Genomic DNA, 13,012 nt, shown 5'->3' with positions numbered 1-13,012 from the left:
CTCTGCCAGTGAGTTAAACATGGGGATGGTAGGCAAATAGCGCTGGCGCCCCACCGGTATGCACAAACAGGATCGGGCCGTTATCTTTAAACCGCTTCTGCTCAATACCATCCAGCAACCCGGCCATTGCCTTCCCGGTGTACACGGGATCGAGCAAAATGCCCTCCAGACGCGCCAGCAGTTTTACTGCCTCCATGCCTTCATCATTTGGCCTGCCGTATCCCGGCGCAAAGTAGTCATCCCACAGCAAAATATCGGCAGCGGCCTGGATCTCCAGCTCACGCGCAATCGCCTGCTGCAATGTCACCACCCTGGGTTTTTGATCGGCAACGCTACGGGAAACCGTCACGCCAATCAGTTCGACCTCTGGCATCAGCTGTTCCAGCCCGACAGCCAGTCCGGCATGCGTCCCCGCACTGCCAGACGCCACCACCACCGAGGAAAGACCCACCGCCCCTTCGCACTGCTGGGCAATCTCCAGCGCACTTTCCACATAGCCCATCGCACCGAGCGCACTGGAGCCGCCAACAGGGATCACATAGGGGCGGAACCCCTGGGCTTCGAGGCGTGTCGCCAGCTCATCCAGTTGCGTAACGGGATCGTTCAGCGCCTCGCACATTTCGATTTGCGCAGAAAACAGATCCAACAGTAAGCGGTTACCGTTGCTCAGGTAATTCTCTGCTGTCGTGCCAATCGGGTTTTCCAGCAGCGCCACACAGTGCAGCCCCAATTTTGCCGCCACCGCCGCTGTCTGGCGCACGTGGTTGGACTGGATCGCCCCGGCCGTCACCAGCGTATCCGCACCTTCGCGCAATGCATCGGCGGCAAGAAATTCCAGTTTGCGCAGCTTATTACCGCCCATGGCGACAGGCGTCACATCATCACGCTTGATAAAAATCTCGCGCCCAAGGTAGTCGGAGAGACGCGGCAGGTACTCCAGCGGCGTGGGTGCGCCAATCAATTCCAGGCGCGGAAAGCGGGTCAAATTGTGCAGTGGCATAAAACCTCCGGATACCGGAAAACGATGAATGTTAATTTTTATTATGCATGCTAAAACTGCTGAAATAAAAAAGGCGCTTGATTAAGCGCCTTTTTTTGCGGGCAACGATTACTTCGTCACATCCGCGCCAAACCATTTTTCCGACAGCGCTTTTAAGGAGCCGTCTTTTAGCATCTCTGCGATAGCCGTATCAATCGCCTTCAGCAGGTCATCATTGCCCTTGCGTACCGCAACGCCTGCTTCCTGACGGGAGAACGCATCCCCTGCCACGGCAAGCGTGTCTTTCGTTTTTTTCACCAGATCGAGTGCCGCCAGACGATCGACCAGAATGGCGTCAATGCGACCAACGCGCAGATCCTGATATTTTGTCGGGTCATCATCATAGGTGCGAATATCAACACCCTGAACATTCTGACGCAGCCACTCTTCATAGTTGGTGCCCAGACCGACGCCCACTTTCTTCCCTTTCAGGTCGGCGGCGGAGTGAATATCCGCTTCGTGACCTTTTTTTACCAGCGCCTGGATACCGGAGACCGTATACGGCGTGGAGAAGTCATATTTTTTCTTACGCTCATCAGTAATGGTCACCTGGTTAATGACCACGTCGATGCGTTTAGAATCCAGCGACGCCAGCATACCGTCCCATTTGGTGGGTTTCAGCGCGGCTTTCACGCCCAGGTGTTGCGCCAGCGCATCGGCGAACTCCACTTCAAACCCCGTCAGTTTGCCATCATCGCCCTGGAAACTGAACGGCGGGTAGGTGCCTTCCAGACCGACTAACAGTGTGCCACGCTCTTTAACCTTGCTGAGCAGGTTTTCCGCCGCGAAGGTTTTCGCGCTCATCCCCGCCACCAGCGCGACAGCCATCACGCCCATCAGCGCCTGGCGTCCCAACAGTGCTAGTTTCATAGTCACCCCGATTAAGAATTTGACTGTAGTGCGCGGTGCCTGACGGTAAGTTCAAGCACGGCCCGGCTACATGTTATTCTTTTTCAATATATATCAGATATTGCGCCGACAGCGACTTTTTGCACTGCCGTGAAGCGCATCTGCGCTTTAAACTGCGCGTATTTGCGCAACGCAATCCGATAATTGTTGGTGCTGGTCGCGGGTAACCAGGGCTCCAGATTTTCGTCGAGGAAGCCTTCTTCAAGTAATTGACGGGAAATATTAAGCTCGCTGAGGTGATTCCCCAGCCGGCGCAGACGAACAACGTACTCGCGCACGGTACCGTGGCTCATTTCCGTTTGTTCGAAGAGATATTGTTTAAAACCGATGATATCAAAGAAATCGCTCTGCTCTTTGCAATGCAAATCGCCGCAGAAACGACACAACGCAACCCACTCTTTCTGCTCCTGTTGCCAGGCCGCTTCATCCAACAGCGTATCGAGGCGCGAAATCGCGATTTTATTGACGATTTCGCCCCGACGTACCAGTGTGATGCGGTCAAGCAACTTGTGACAATGAGCGCAATGCGTCTGGCTGTGTTTAAAGTCTTTAAGGTAGCGGCTTAAAGGCCGTCTTTTAGGTTGCTGCACCGTCATGATAACTCCTGGTTGTCAATGCGTTGTACGGCATTTCCCCAGGAGGCGATGCAGGATCACCAACCTATAACTTACCCAGCTTGGTACGTAAGCGCTTAATGGCCTGACTATGGAGCTGACTGACCCGCGATTCCCCTACTTCCAGGACGGCGCCAATCTCTTTGAGATTGAGTTCTTCCTGATAGTAAAGCGTTAATACCAGTTGTTCACGTTCCGGGAGCGATTCGATTGCTTCCATCACCCGGTGACGCAAATTACTTTCCATTAACTGGAATAACGGGTTTTCCTGTTGATGATCATCCGTCACCAGCTCGATACTGTCGCCGTGCTCTTCCCGCCACTCATCGTAGGAAAAAAGCTGACTATTGTTCGTATCGAGCAACATCTGACGGTATTCCTCTACAGGAATGCCAAGACGCTGCGACACTTCTGTTTCCGACGCGTTACGTCCCAGTTCTTGCTCAAGTTGCCCCATCGCCTGCGCCACTTCGCGGGCATTACGCCGGACGCTTCGCGGCACCCAATCACGGCTGCGCAATTCGTCCAGCATCGCCCCACGAATACGCTGCACTGCGTAAGTGGTAAATGCCGTTCCTTGCAGGGCGTCATAGCGGTCTACTGCATTCAGTAGCCCGATTCCGCCCGCCTGTAGCAGGTCGTCCAGTTCCACGCTCGCCGGCAAACGCACCTGCAGGCGCAATGCTTCGTGACGCACCAGCGGAACATAACGCTGCCATAGCGAGTGTTTATCCATTACACCTTCAGCGGTATAGAGTGAATTCACGATAAACAGCCCTGCGTTAATTGAGTTATCGGCATGATTATCCGATTCTGGAGTGGTTTTAATCGGATGAATAATGGGTGAAATGGGGGGTTATTTGCATTAATAAAAGAATCGCAGTGAACTCAATGGATCCAAAAATGAAGAAACATCGAATAATCAATGCGGTAAATGAACAATGCTAAAACGCTTCATTTTTCACATTTACATTGAAAATGTCGCTCCGGCATTGTCGCTGTTATTAACGAACCGCCCCAAACCTCTTTACCCTAATTGAAATTTTAGCTGCTGACCAACGTTTCTGCACGTTTCTATCCGCTAATAAGCGAGAGAAAATGATGGTTATTCGCACCCTGACAGAACCCCCCGGTCATTTACATTAAGGCATTGATCCCGACTGTCACTTATACGCCCGCGCGAGACTCGCCGACGCAAGCAGGATGGTCAGGCAGATGGGCGGTCATGCCCTGAAATATCGCACTTCGAGGATACGATGAAACTGGCAATCTATGGTGCAGGCGGGCTGGGTAGAGAAGTTCTCGAACTGGCGAAGCAGATCAACGCCACCCACCCGCGCTGGGACGCATTCTGCTTTGTCGACGACTTGCACGCAGACAGGCAACTCAAAGGCCACCCGGTTGTCACGCTGGAGAGTCTGACGCCGCATGATCATGAAGTGGTGATCGCCGTGGGCGAACCTGCTCTGCGCCGGAAGCTGGCCGATAAAGCACGCGCAGCGGGTTTTACCTTGCCGGTGTTGGTGCATCCTGGGGCGCAAGTGAGCGCAGAGGTCACCTTTAATGAAGGCTGCGTGGTCTGTTACGGCACGTTTATCTCTTGCGACACGGTGATTGGACGTAACGTGCACCTGCAACCTAACGCCAGCCTCGGCCATGACTGCCAGATAGGCGACGACTGCGTCATCTCTTCTTATGCCAATCTGGCGGGTCAGTGCCAGGTGGGGCCGCGCACGTTTATTGGCATGAACGCGGTAATCCGCGAATGCACCGTCATCGGCGAAGACGCCATCATCAGCATGGGGGCCGCCGTGTTTGCCAATATCGCCGCTGGCGTCATTGCCATGGGGAACCCGGCAAGAGCAATTCGCACAAACGACGATAAAAAAGTCTTTCGTTGAGCAACCTATTCCACCGCGCGGTCGTCAGCGATAGCGCGGCACAGATATTAATGAAATTTCCACGCTATTCTGGAGAAACACGATGTCAAATTTAGCAACCTATAACCGTATCTTTGTCGAAACCTTTGAAGTGGATGAAGCGATCCTTGCCGGGTACAAATACCAGGACACCCCTTCCTGGGACTCCGTAGGCCATATGACGATGATTGCCTCTCTGGAAGACGCTTTCGACATCATGATGGATACCGATGACATCATCGAATTTTCTTCCTGGGAAAAAGGCAAAGAGATCCTGAAGAAATACGATGTTGAACTTCAGGACTAAGCCATGTTGCTGAAAGCGAAAACCGCCGTTATCACCGGTTGCCTGCAGGGTATCGGCAAGGCAACGCTGGAAACCTTCGCCAGAGCGGGCGCGAATGTTTTCGCCTGTTGTCAGGCGGAAACACCGGAATTCACCCAGTTTATCGCGCAGCTTAGCGCCGACTATCAGGTCGAGATCATCCCGGTTTACTTCGATCTGAGCGACAACGACGCGATAAAACAGGCGGCGATGACGATCCAGAAAGCGAAAAAACCGGTGGATATTCTGGTGAATATCGCCGGTGCAAATTTTGATGCCAACTTCCAGATGGTGACGCTGGAGCAGTTGCAAAAGACCTTCACCATCAACTTCTTCTCGCAAATCGCCTTTACCCAATACATCGCCCGTCTGATGCTGCGCCAGAAAAAAGGCAGCATCATTAATATCTCCAGCATTTCGGCGCTGGACGGTAATCCAGGCCAACTGGCCTACGCCAGCGCCAAAGCGGCGTGGATTGCGGCGACCAGGACTATGTCTGCTGAGTTAGGGCCGCAAGGCGTTCGCGTCAATGCCGTAGCGCCTGGCGTCATCAGCACGGCGATGACGGCATCGCTTTCTGAAGAGGTGATGGCGCGACAAATGTCACGCTGCGAGCTGAAGCGTCCTGGACTCGCTGAAGAAGTCGCCAACACCCTGTTGTGGCTGGCATCTGACGCATCCAGTTACACCACAGGCCAGGTCATCCGCGTCGATGGCGGCATAGGTTGAGGAAACAAACATGTTGATGCAAGGAAAAACAGTACTGATCACCGGATGTCGTCGCGGTATGGGGCGCGCCATGGTGGATGTGTTCGCTGCCAGTGGGGCAAATATTTACGCCCACGCGCGTGAAGCCGATGAAGCATTTACGCAGGAAATGGCGCAGGTCGCCGCACAGCATGATGTGCAAATCTGGCCGCTCGGTTTTGATATGACCGACTACGAGGCCATGAAACTGGCGGTCAAGCGCATTATGTCCGACAAGCGCCCGCTGGATGCCGTGGTGAATAACGCCGGCATCACGCTGAACAGTCTGTTCCAGATGACCAGCGAAGCGCAGCTACGCGCCCAGTTTGAAGTGAACTTCTTCTCTGTCTACCTCTTTACCCAGTACATCGCCAAACTGATGACCCGCCATCAACATGGCAGCATCATCAATATTGCGTCAACGGCCGGTGAAGACGGTAATCCGGGCAAATCCGCCTATGGTGCATCAAAGGCCGCGCTGATTGCCATGACCAAATCCATTGCCGCTGAACTGGGTGAGAAAGGCATTCGCGCCAACTGCATCGCGCCGGGGATCACCGATACCGAGATGCTACTCACCATGCCGGCGCAAGTGGTTGAAGATGCCAAAAACGGCGCGGACTTACGCCGTGCTGGCGAACCGGCGGAAATTGCGCAGGCGGCGTTGTTCCTCGCCAGCGATCTCTCCAGCTATATCACAGGCCAGACAATTCGCGTGGATGGTGGTCTCAAATGACGCAAAAAATTCAGGATGCGGCCCGACGCATTCGTACCCGTATCGTCAATGTGGCGCACCACGCGCCGAGCGACGGAGTGCACGTCTCCCCTGCTCTGTCGATGACCGACATTCTGAGTACGCTGTATGGCAGCGTCATGCGTTATGACCCACAGAACATCACCCGCCGCGAACGCGACCAGTTTATTCTGAGCAAAGGCCATGCCGCGCTGGGGCTGTACGCCACATTGTGCGAGTACGGCATTATCAGCGAAGAGCAGCTCAACGAGTTTGAGATCAACGGGTCCGTGTTGCAGGTTCATCCCACCAAACACCCGGAGTACGGCATCGACTTTTCTGGCGGCAGCCTGGCGCAGGGGCTCTCCTTCGCTACCGGGCTGGCGCTGGGGCGTCGCCTGAAAGGCGAAACGTGGCAGACCTACGTGCTGGTCGGCGATGGAGAGTGCAACGAAGGGGCAATCTGGGAGTGCGCCTTTATGGCCGCGCACCACAACATTGATAACCTGACGCTGGTTGTCGATCGCAACGGCCTGCAATCCGATGGTTTTACCCGTGACGTGATGTCGATGGATCTCGAAGCACTGTGGCGCGCCTGTCGTTGGGAAACACGGGTTTGTGATGGCCACGATATTGCCGCGTTGCAGGCTGCTTTCAACGCACCGCATCATGGGAAACCGAAGGTGATCATCGCCAATACGGTGAAAGGCAAAGGCGTGTCGTTTATGGAAAACAATAAAGAGTTTCACCGCAATCGCGTCTCTGCTCAGCAGTTAACCGATGCGCTGGGTGAACTGAATGGGGGCCAGCATGATTGAGTTCAAACCCGCCGCCATTCGCTCCTGGGCAATGCTCGGTTCACGCGGCACCTTTGGGATGACGCTACTGGAACTCGCACACGATAACGATCGTATCGTCGCCCTGTCCGGCGACCTGTGCAAATCTTCCGGCCTCGATCGCTTTAGCACCACGTACCCGGAACGTTTTTTCAACACGGGGATTGCCGAACAGAACATGATCGGCGTCGCGGCCGGGCTGGCGGCAAGCGGCTATGTGCCTTTCGCCACCTCGTTTCCTAACTTTCTGACGCTGCGCGCCGCAGAGCAGGTACGCCTGAATCTTGGCTATATGCAGGAAAACGTCAAACTGGTTGGTCTGGCGTCCGGCCTGGCAACCGGGATGTTTGGCGCCACGCATCACGGTATTGAAGAGCTGGCAATGCTCCGCGCCGTCTCTAACATCGCCATTTTTTCCCCGGCGGACTGCACAGCAACCGTCAAAATGACCCAGGCGGCGCTCGAATATGATGGCCCGGTCTACCTGCGTCTCACTGGCGGCATGCGCGCGCCCATCGTTTACAAAGACGATTTTGAGCTGATCCCCGGCAAAGCCATCACCTTACGTGAAGGCAAAGATATCGCCATTATTGCCACCGGCAGTATGGTGCATGTTGCCCTGACCAGCGCCGGGCAACTGGCCGACAGGGGGATTGATGCCGCCGTTATTGATATGCACACCCTTAAACCCCTGGATGAAGCCGCTATCGCAACGCATCTGGGGAAAAAGCTGCTGGTGACCATTGAAGAGCACAGCATGATTGGCGGTCTCGGCAGCGCCGTTGCGGAATACGTTAGCGCGCAAACACAACGCCCCAGACAATTAACCCTTGGTATTCCGCAAGGTTATCCGCACGCCGGTGACTACGGCTGGATGCTGGAACAAAGCGGTCTGACGGTGGAAAACCTCACAGCACAGGTCATGGACGCACTGCAATGAATGCTTTCTGGCATACACACCAGCACCCGGCTTCACAGTTGGCGCTGAAAGACGATCGCGGCATAAGCCTCAGCTACGGCGAACTCACTGCGCGCGTTGACGAACTGGCGCAGCGTATTCCTCCACGCGCGTTGGTTTTTATTTTTTGCCATAACCAGGTGGAGACCGTCATTGGGTATCTTGCCTGCCTGAAACAGGACGCCGTCGCACTATTGCTGGACAACGCACTGGATACGTCCCTCGCGCAGCAGCTGATCGATACCTATCGCCCGTCGTTTCTCTGGCAGCCGCAAGACGGCTGTTATCAGTTGCACGCCACCGGGCTAACCCCATGGGCACTCCATGATTCTCTGGCGTTACTGATGACAACATCCGGCTCAACCGGTAGCCCGAAACTGGTGCGCCTGAGCAAACGCAATCTGCAAAGCAACGCCGCCAGCATTGCGCAATATTTGCAAATTGATCGCCATGAGCGCGGTCTGGTGAGTCTGCCGGTGAACTACGTTTACGGGCTCTCTATCATCAACAGCCACCTTTATGCCGGAGGCAGCCTGCTGTTGACCGGGCATAGCGTGATGCAGCGTGAACTGTGGGATTTTGTCCGTACGGAACGCGCCAGCTCCTTCGCCGGGGTGCCTTATACCTGGGAGATGCTGCGTAAGCTGCGGTTTATGCGTATGGATCTGCCGGATTTACGCACCCTCACCCAGGCGGGCGGTAAACTTGCGCCGGCATTGCAGCAGGAATACACCGAATTCGCCGCCCAACAGGGTAAACGCTTTATCGTGATGTATGGCGCAGCGGAAGCCACTTCGCGCATGGCATGGCTGCCGCCGGAAGATGCCGCCGCGCGGTACGGTTTTATCGGCAAACCGATCCCCGGTGGCGAATTCCTGCTGCTGGGAGATGACAACCAACCGGTGACCACACCGGGAACGCACGGCGAGCTGATCTACCACGGCGAAAACGTGGCCCTGGGCTATGCCGAACGCGGTGAAGATCTGGCTCTTGGCGATGACTTTGCCGGTCGGTTGCATACCGGCGATATCGCCACGGTCGACAGCGACGGGTTCTATCGTATTGTCGGGCGCAAAAAACGTTTCCTGAAAATTTTCGGCAACCGCGTGGGGCTGGACGAAATGGAAGCGCTACTCAAAACGGCGTTTCCGGATACGACAATCGCCTGCGATGGCCGCGACGACTTGCTGTGCATCTTTATTACCGATGCATCGCTCGCAACAGCAGCCAAGCAATACGCGGCAGACATCAGCAAACTTCACGCGTCGGCATTTCGCGTGATCCCCCTCGCCGAGATCCCCAAAAACCCGGCAGGCAAAACGCTCTACCATAAGCTGAAAGATCATGTCCCTGCCGTTTAACGAGATCCTCAACATTGCACCCTACTCGCTGGCCCGTGAGGAAAAGCGCGCGATGTTGCTGGCGCGCCTGCAAGCATTAACCGCGCACCACTACGACCGCTGTGACGCCTACCGCGGCATGCTCGATGCACAATCCGTGAATCCGGCGTCGATTGTTACGCTGGAGGATGTGCCTTTTCTGCCCGTGTCGCTGTTTAAATCGCTGGCGCTGAAAAGCATCCCGGACGATGAAGTTGTCAAAACCATGACCTCGTCCGGCACCACCGGCCAGCAGGTATCGCGTATTTTTCTCGATAAAACTACCGCCTCTTACCAGCAAAAAGTGCTGGTGAAGATTGTCAGCCAGTTCACGGGCGCCAGCCGTTTACCGATGCTGGTTATCGACTCACCGGATGTGCTGAAAGACCGGCTGCAATTTTCCGCTCGCGGCGCGGGCATTCTTGGCTTCTCGCTGTTTGGCGCCGATCGCGCCTGGGCGCTGGATGAAAACATGGCGCTGAATATTCCGGTGATTGAAGCCTTCCTGGAAAAACACCAGGGTAAACGCATTCTGCTGTTCGGTTTCACCTTTATGGTCTGGCAGCATTTTTATAAAGCGCTGGCGGCGAGCGGTAAAAAGCTGGCGCTGGACAATGCGCTGCTGATCCACGGCGGCGGCTGGAAAAAGTTGCAGCATGAAGCCGTTTCGCCAGCGGACTTCGCCCGCCGGTTGCAGGATGTCTGCGGCTTACCCGCGGTACATGATTATTACGGCATGGTTGAACAAACCGGCTGTATCTATATGCAATGCGAGCATGGGCACCTGCACGCGTCGATCTTCTCGGATGTGATTATTCGCGACCCACACAATTTTGCCTGTGCGCCCGTCGGCCAGCCGGGGATTATTCAGGTGCTGTCGTTGTTGCCCGAATCTTACCCTGGCCACGCGTTGCTGACGGAAGATGAGGGGGTATTACTGGGCGAAGATGACTGCCCATGCGGGCGCAAAGGCAAATATTTCCGGATCCTTGGTCGGCTGAAAAAAGCCGAATTACGCGGGTGTAGCGACACATATGCAGCAGAGTTTTAACGATCTGACCTTCATTCTTGGTGACGAAACACAGTTACGGGCGATGCCGGAACGGGCAACGTATCCGGCCTTTGCCCCGGAGATTCTGGCGCTGTTGCACACCTTTTCCCGGTTGACATTACAAGATGTGGAGGCGAAAGCCTGGCCGGATGTGGTGAGCCTCGGTTTCTGGTGCCGGGAAGCCTCGCTGGCGCAAATGCAGGCCGCATACGGCGATCTGCCCAACCGCTATGGTCGCGGTGTCGTTTTTCATATCGCACCGGGGAATGTTGCCGCTAACTTCGCCTACTCGCTATTGACTGGCCTGCTGACCGGAAATGCCAATATTGTTCGTTTACCGGGGCGCGACCACCCACAGGTGGCGATCATTGTGCGCCTGCTGGCTGCCGCCTTAGCGCAGCATCCGGCACTGGCACCGTATATCTGCCTGCTGCGTTATGAACGCCAGCAGTCGATCAATGACGCCCTTTCCGCGCTGTGCGATACCCGCATTATCTGGGGTGGCGATGAAACCATCGCGCAGATCCGACGCTCGCCACTAAAACCGCGTGCACGGGAGATAGCCTTTGCCGACCGCTATTCCATTGCCGCCATTGATGCGGATCGCTATCTGGCGCATGCGGATAAAGAGAAGCTGGCGCGAGCGTTCTTTAATGACACCCTGCTCAATGACCAGAACGCCTGTTCTTCACCCTCGCTGGTGGTCTGGCTGGGAAAAGAGACGCAGGCCGCACGGGAACTCTTCTGGCAACACTTTCATGCCTTCGCCGCGCGCTTTTACCACCTGGAGCCGGTTGCAGCAGTCAATAAACTGATGCGGCTTTGTCTGCTGGGTGCAACGTGGCCCGGCGTTAAAAAGGTTTCCGCAGACGACAACCTGCTGGTACGCATCGAACTGCCTGAAGTGAATAGCGCAGTAATGGAGTTACGCGGTAACTGCGGATTTTTCCTCGAGTATGTCGCCGAATCGCTGGATGAGATCATGCCGGTATGCGGCGAACGCTGCCAGACGCTGGCGACGTTTGGCATTGAGAATGCGACGGTGACTGCATGGTTGGCGGCACGCCGACCACAGGGCATTGACCGCGTGGTTCCGTTTGGCCGCACGCTGGATTTCACCCTGCAATGGGATGGTTATGATCTGGTCGCCATGCTGACGCGAACCGTCGCTATCGGTTAATCGGTGGCGGGCAAAAAAACGCCGGATAACCGGCGTTTTTTTATCAAGCAACGTGGCGAACGGGTTTACCGGACTTTTTTGTTTTCTGCGCATGCCGACGGATGATATCAATCACCCGCAGCTGATCGGCTTCTGTCAAATCCGGGTAGATGGGCAGGCAAAGGATCTGCTCGGCAATCGCATTGGCGACCGGTAAATGGTCCACCGAAGCGGTCGCTAAATGGCGGTACATGGCAAAGGAGCTGATGAGCGGGTAAAAATAGCGGCGCGAGTAGATCCCCTCCGCCTTGAGCGCATCGTACAACCCATCACGCGTAAGCGAATAGTCACTGCCCACCAGCACCGGGTAATAGGCGTGGTTCCAGTCAAAACGCCCGGCGGCGTCAAACCAGCTGATGCCCGGGATGCCCTGCAACCCTTCACAGTAACGTTGATAAATCGTCGAGCGGGCAGCCAGTGCGCCGTCGATGTATTTCAGTTGTAGCAGGCCAAACGCCGCTTCCATCTCGTTCATTTTGGCGTTGATGCCCGGCGCAACAACGCGTGTCTCCCCGGCAAAACCAAAGTTTTTCAGATAATCAATGCGCTGCTTGGTGCGGGCGTCATGGCAAATGATCGCGCCCCCTTCGAAAGTATTAAACACTTTCGTGGCATGGAAACTGAGTACCGACAAATCGCCATGGTTAAGAATGCTGACGCCATCTTTACGCACGCCAAATGCATGCGCCGCGTCGTAAATCACTTTCAGCCCGTAAACATCGGCAATCTGCTGAATGCGATCAACATCGCAGGGAATGCCATAGCAATGCACAGGCATGATGGCGGTGGTCTGTGGGGTGATCAGCTCTTCAATACGTTCCGGACTAATATTAAATGTCTGCGGGTCGATATCGGCGAAGACGGGCGTCAGGCCATTCCACAGCAGGGTATGGGAGGTGGCGACAAACGAGTAAGGCGTGGTGATCACCTCGCCGGTAACGCGCAGCGCCTGCAACGCCGTCAATAACGCCAGCGTACCGTTGGAAAACAGGCACACGTGTTTTACGCCCAGGTAGTTCGCCAGCTCCTCTTCCAGTTGCTGGTGAAAAGCGCCACCGTTAGTCAGGATGCGATTTTGCCAAATCTTCTCCATGTAGGGCATGAACTCCTCAAGAGGAGGCAAAAGCGGACTCGTGACAAAGATGTTATCGCCCATATGCAGACCTGCACGTTAATCAATGAGTCATTGCATGATAGCGAGGGGACGGATTCGCTTATCGGTAAAACAGACGGCATTTCAGGTGCCAATTGCGCCCACGACGGCGCTATCCCCCAAAAAGAGG

14 protein-coding genes are annotated in these 13,012 nt (G+C 55.2%); 9 read left to right on the top strand and 5 right to left on the bottom strand.

From position 1 onward, the window contains the following. Positions 1-13 precede the first annotated feature (13 nt). From dcyD to N7922_RS10080, 4 genes are all read right to left on the bottom strand, one after another. Positions 14-1,000, bottom strand: a complete 987-nt coding sequence (gene dcyD / locus N7922_RS10095) for a D-cysteine desulfhydrase (protein ID WP_263100412.1) — start codon at positions 998-1,000, stop codon at positions 14-16. A 108-nt stretch (positions 1,001-1,108) separates the two neighbouring features. After that, on the bottom strand, positions 1,109-1,909 hold the full coding sequence (gene tcyJ, locus N7922_RS10090) for a cystine ABC transporter substrate-binding protein (protein ID WP_263100411.1): 801 nt from the start codon (positions 1,907-1,909) through the stop codon (positions 1,109-1,111). An 83-nt stretch (positions 1,910-1,992) separates the two neighbouring features. Then, entirely contained in the window at positions 1,993-2,544 is a 552-nt protein-coding gene (gene fliZ, locus N7922_RS10085; protein WP_263100410.1) for a flagella biosynthesis regulatory protein FliZ, read from the bottom strand. A 64-nt stretch (positions 2,545-2,608) separates the two neighbouring features. Then, positions 2,609-3,328 carry an RNA polymerase sigma factor FliA gene (locus tag N7922_RS10080; protein ID WP_061494319.1) on the bottom strand — a complete coding sequence of 240 codons (720 nt, stop codon included), beginning with the start codon at positions 3,326-3,328 and terminating at the stop codon, positions 2,609-2,611. 490 nt (positions 3,329-3,818) lie between these two features. On the opposite strand from N7922_RS10080, the gene N7922_RS10075 reads away from it, so the two are divergent. The 9 genes from N7922_RS10075 to N7922_RS10035 all read left to right on the top strand — a co-directional run bounded on the left by N7922_RS10075 (position 3,819) and on the right by N7922_RS10035 (position 11,690). After that, a complete protein-coding gene (locus tag N7922_RS10075) occupies positions 3,819-4,463 on the top strand; it encodes an acetyltransferase (protein ID WP_263100409.1) in 645 nt (214 codons plus the stop codon). Positions 4,464-4,545: 82 nt separating this feature from the next. Continuing rightward, on the top strand, positions 4,546-4,788 hold the full coding sequence (locus tag N7922_RS10070; RefSeq protein WP_061494317.1) for a hypothetical protein: 243 nt from the start codon (positions 4,546-4,548) through the stop codon (positions 4,786-4,788). A 3-nt stretch (positions 4,789-4,791) separates the two neighbouring features. Beyond that, positions 4,792-5,535 (top strand): SDR family NAD(P)-dependent oxidoreductase, encoded by a 744-nt coding sequence (locus N7922_RS10065; RefSeq protein WP_263100408.1) that lies wholly within the window; start codon positions 4,792-4,794, stop codon positions 5,533-5,535. A 10-nt stretch (positions 5,536-5,545) separates the two neighbouring features. Next, entirely contained in the window at positions 5,546-6,289 is a 744-nt protein-coding gene (locus N7922_RS10060) for an SDR family NAD(P)-dependent oxidoreductase (protein ID WP_263100407.1), read from the top strand. Next, complete coding sequence (locus tag N7922_RS10055) at positions 6,286-7,104, top strand: transketolase (RefSeq protein ID WP_263100406.1); 819 nt, start codon at positions 6,286-6,288, stop codon at positions 7,102-7,104. The genes N7922_RS10060 and N7922_RS10055 overlap by 4 nt, the downstream gene beginning before the upstream one ends. Further along, a complete protein-coding gene (locus N7922_RS10050; RefSeq protein WP_263100405.1) occupies positions 7,097-8,062 on the top strand; it encodes a transketolase family protein in 966 nt (321 codons plus the stop codon). Before N7922_RS10055 ends, N7922_RS10050 begins: the two co-directional genes overlap by 8 nt. After that, entirely contained in the window at positions 8,059-9,441 is a 1,383-nt protein-coding gene (locus N7922_RS10045) for an AMP-binding protein (RefSeq protein ID WP_263100404.1), read from the top strand. Before N7922_RS10050 ends, N7922_RS10045 begins: the two co-directional genes overlap by 4 nt. Continuing rightward, on the top strand, positions 9,425-10,510 hold the full coding sequence (locus tag N7922_RS10040; RefSeq protein ID WP_263100403.1) for an acyl-protein synthetase: 1,086 nt from the start codon (positions 9,425-9,427) through the stop codon (positions 10,508-10,510). Before N7922_RS10045 ends, N7922_RS10040 begins: the two co-directional genes overlap by 17 nt. Further along, positions 10,494-11,690 carry an acyl-CoA reductase gene (locus tag N7922_RS10035; RefSeq protein ID WP_263100402.1) on the top strand — a complete coding sequence of 399 codons (1,197 nt, stop codon included), beginning with the start codon at positions 10,494-10,496 and terminating at the stop codon, positions 11,688-11,690. Before N7922_RS10040 ends, N7922_RS10035 begins: the two co-directional genes overlap by 17 nt. Positions 11,691-11,733: 43 nt before the next feature. Here the strand turns inward: N7922_RS10035 and N7922_RS10030 are convergent, their stop codons facing one another. Further along, entirely contained in the window at positions 11,734-12,885 is a 1,152-nt protein-coding gene (locus tag N7922_RS10030; protein ID WP_263100401.1) for a DegT/DnrJ/EryC1/StrS family aminotransferase, read from the bottom strand. Positions 12,886-13,012: the final 127 nt, after the last annotated feature.

This window comes from Kosakonia sp. ML.JS2a (genome assembly GCF_025642095.1).
Taxonomy (GTDB): domain Bacteria; phylum Pseudomonadota; class Gammaproteobacteria; order Enterobacterales; family Enterobacteriaceae.
The sequence above is the reverse complement of the archived record's forward strand: the minus strand, read 5'-3'. Positions and strand labels throughout refer to the sequence as shown.

Excerpts from the sequence above, each read along its gene's own strand:
- N7922_RS10065 (WP_263100408.1), top strand. The coding sequence starts at position 4,792 with ATGTTGCTGAAAGCGAAAACCGCCGTTATCACCGGTTGCCTGCAGGGT.
- N7922_RS10050 (WP_263100405.1), top strand. The coding sequence starts at position 7,097 with ATGATTGAGTTCAAACCCGCCGCCATTCGCTCCTGGGCAATGCTCGGT.
- N7922_RS10075 (WP_263100409.1), top strand. The coding sequence starts at position 3,819 with ATGAAACTGGCAATCTATGGTGCAGGCGGGCTGGGTAGAGAAGTTCTC.
- N7922_RS10045 (WP_263100404.1), top strand. The coding sequence starts at position 8,059 with ATGAATGCTTTCTGGCATACACACCAGCACCCGGCTTCACAGTTGGCG.
- fliZ (WP_263100410.1), bottom strand. The coding sequence starts at position 2,544 with ATGACGGTGCAGCAACCTAAAAGACGGCCTTTAAGCCGCTACCTTAAA.
- N7922_RS10030 (WP_263100401.1), bottom strand. The coding sequence starts at position 12,885 with ATGGGCGATAACATCTTTGTCACGAGTCCGCTTTTGCCTCCTCTTGAG.
- dcyD (WP_263100412.1), bottom strand. The coding sequence starts at position 1,000 with ATGCCACTGCACAATTTGACCCGCTTTCCGCGCCTGGAATTGATTGGC.
- N7922_RS10040 (WP_263100403.1), top strand. The coding sequence starts at position 9,425 with ATGTCCCTGCCGTTTAACGAGATCCTCAACATTGCACCCTACTCGCTG.
- N7922_RS10070 (WP_061494317.1), top strand. The coding sequence starts at position 4,546 with ATGTCAAATTTAGCAACCTATAACCGTATCTTTGTCGAAACCTTTGAA.
- N7922_RS10060 (WP_263100407.1), top strand. The coding sequence starts at position 5,546 with ATGTTGATGCAAGGAAAAACAGTACTGATCACCGGATGTCGTCGCGGT.
- N7922_RS10035 (WP_263100402.1), top strand. The coding sequence starts at position 10,494 with ATGCAGCAGAGTTTTAACGATCTGACCTTCATTCTTGGTGACGAAACA.
- N7922_RS10055 (WP_263100406.1), top strand. The coding sequence starts at position 6,286 with ATGACGCAAAAAATTCAGGATGCGGCCCGACGCATTCGTACCCGTATC.
- tcyJ (WP_263100411.1), bottom strand. The coding sequence starts at position 1,909 with ATGAAACTAGCACTGTTGGGACGCCAGGCGCTGATGGGCGTGATGGCT.